3 protein-coding genes are annotated in these 2,575 nt (G+C 57.5%); all 3 read right to left on the bottom strand.

Annotation, left to right across the window (positions count from 1 at the left end; translation table 11 throughout):
• Positions 1-791: signal peptide peptidase SppA (sppA, locus tag JX360_RS17170; RefSeq protein WP_244353437.1), on the bottom strand; the 791-nt coding region annotated here is incomplete at its 3' end.
• Between the two features lie 123 nt (positions 792-914).
• A complete protein-coding gene (locus tag JX360_RS17165) occupies positions 915-2,291 on the bottom strand; it encodes a gluconeogenesis factor YvcK family protein (protein ID WP_244353436.1) in 1,377 nt (458 codons plus the stop codon).
• On the bottom strand, positions 2,284-2,575 hold a 292-nt coding region (locus tag JX360_RS17160), incomplete at its 5' end, for a RapZ C-terminal domain-containing protein (RefSeq protein WP_279611604.1). The genes JX360_RS17165 and JX360_RS17160, both read right to left, overlap by 8 nt.

The following is a 2,575-nucleotide window of genomic DNA, read 5'->3' as shown; positions in this document are numbered from 1 at the left end:
AGCCAGAGGGGTAGGCCGGAGCTCACCACATCAAAATGCAAACGCGCCAGGGCCTCTCCCCCAGGGATCAACCGCGCCCAGCCGCTGCGCCGTGGGATCAGATCATAAAACTTGGTCTCTGGCTCTAGCCCTGCCAATTCTGCCGCCCACAGACGGGCATCTTCTTCGCTGCCCAACCGATCCACCACACCCAAATGGAGGGCCTGTTCCCCACTAAAAATGCGCCCATCCGCAAACGTTCTAACCACGTTCAAGCTTAGCTTGCGGGCCGTTGCCACCGTTTGCACAAACTGGCTATAGGTAATGTCAATCAGCTCTTGTAGGATAGTGCGCTCTTCGGCGGTGAGTTCCCGGTCAAAAGAGAGAATATCCTTATAGGGCCCAGACTTGATGACCTTAAAGGAAATCCCCACCTTGTCCAGAAGCCGCTCAATATTGTTACCCCGAATAATTACACCAATGCTGCCAGTGATGGTGCCTGGGTTAGAGACAATTTTTTCCGCCCCCATGGCAATGTAAACCCCTCCAGAAGCAGCAATGTTCCCAAAGCTGGCAATAATGCGGGTGCCTTTTTGTTCCCGTAAGCGCACAAGGGCATTGTAGATTTCCTGAGAATCAGCCACTGTGCCACCAGGGCTATCAATGCGCAATACTATAGCTGGAATCTGCTTTTCCTCTGCCTCCTTCAGGGCTTTTAAGACCCGTTCCCGGGTTTTGCTCTCAATTACCCCAGTCACCTCAATACGGCCAATTCGCCGCCGCAAACCACCCAAAAACAAACGCTGCAACATGCAGGAAAGCGTGCCAACTAGTTATAGGTTAAACTTCTCTTTCAATCATGAAGGACCCCTGCAGTTAGGGTCAATGGCAATTCCCGTTCTGTTCATGCTCTCCTCACTTTAGCTGAGACATCCTCAGAAAGACCGATGACGGTCAAACCAGCGCATCAGCATGGCTGCCAACCGCTCTGGATTGTGGCGCACTAGCCCCGTCTCCGGATCCTCTTGCATGACATTGGCCAACACCGCTCGACACCCTAGATAGGCCAATTTATCCGGATCCAACAGCACAAACTCCGAGCCGCTACGCCGGTAATGCTCCAGTGCCCGCGCCGAGGGCAACTCCCGCTGCACCAATACCCCATCAAATAGGCGGATCCCGGCCACCCGATCCAGGGCCATGACATGATCCCCGACCGTGTAGCCATCTGTTTCGCCTGGCTCCGTCATGATGTTGCACACGTAAATGTGGGGGGCAGGATTTTGGGCGATTGCCTCCACAATTTCCGGTACCAAAAGGTTGGGGATGATGCTGGTGTAAAGGCTACCTGGCCCTAAGATTAAAAATTCTGCTGCCCGGATGGCCTCGATTACTTCCGGGACGGCGGGAGGGTTGGGCGGGTCACAGCCAATCCGATGGATACGCCCACCTGCCTTGGCAATGTTCGATTCCCCAACCACGCGGCGGCCATCGCTCAGTTCTGCCCAGAGGGTGACATCCGCCAAAGTCGCGGGTAGCACCCGCCCCTGAATCGCCAAGACTTGGGAGGTTGCCGTAATCGCCCGGATCAAGTCGCCGCCGGTAACCGCCGTTAGGGCTGTAATGAACAGGTTGCCAAAGCTATGGCCCGTCAGCCCATCCCCCGACTGGAAGCGATATTGAAACAGTTCCGTGAGCAGCTTTTCTTCGTTGGCTAGGGCCGTGAGGCAGTTGCGAATATCTCCGGGGGGTAAAACCCCAATTTCCCGCCGCAAGCGCCCGGAGGAGCCGCCATCATCCGCTACAGTGACCACCGCCGTGATGTTGGAGCTGTAGTGTTTCAAGCCCCGCAGCAGATGGGACAGTCCGGTGCCTCCTCCCAACACGACAATGCGCGGCCCGCGACTGAGGCGACGGCGAGACAGGAGCTTATCCACCAGGGCTTCGTCTCCCTCCGGGATGAGCACATCCTCAATCGAGCGCATGGCGCTGCGGAACCCCAACACCACCAGCGCCAAGCCGATCCCAGTCACCAAAGGGCCACTGATGTTGTTCGGGATCCAAGTGGTAATCAGGCGTAGGGTGAAGTCGATCAGCTGTTTGAGACGAAAAACGGGGGTCAGTTCCGTCCAGATGGCAATGCCCAGCACCATTAACAACACCCCCCCGATGGATAGGCTCAGCCAGCGTTTGACCGCCAGTCCGGGGGAGAGCCATTTCCATCCGGTTCCTGGCCAACCAGCCAAGGGACGGTGCAGACCCCAGCCAGAGGGAGGGGATGGGTCGCCATTGGTGCGGGCAGGCTTAACCATGGGGGATTACAGGAACAGCAGCCGTTCCCGCTAGGGTGCTGGAGTCATCCGGGATCCTAACCTGTTGCTGCGCAACGCTAACGCGCCCCGTCAGCGGGCCGAAGCGGGCCTCCATTTCCCGCTGGGAATCGAGCAAATGGCGATGGTGCACCTGCACATTGAGATGCGGCAGACCCTGCCCGGGGGGAGCAGCCACCCAAGGCTGTAAATCCTGGGCCAAGCGTTCCACCAAAGCCACAGAGCGATGCTGACCACCCGTACAGCCGATGGCAAGGGTCAGGTGC

It is taken from the genome of Thermostichus vulcanus str. 'Rupite', assembly GCF_022848905.1.
Taxonomy (GTDB): Bacteria; Cyanobacteriota; Cyanobacteriia; order Thermostichales; family Thermostichaceae; genus Thermostichus; species Thermostichus vulcanus_A.
The sequence above is the reverse complement of the archived record's forward strand: the minus strand, read 5'-3'. Positions and strand labels throughout refer to the sequence as shown.

Excerpts from the sequence above, each read along its gene's own strand:
- JX360_RS17165 (WP_244353436.1), bottom strand. The coding sequence starts at position 2,291 with ATGGTTAAGCCTGCCCGCACCAATGGCGACCCATCCCCTCCCTCTGGC.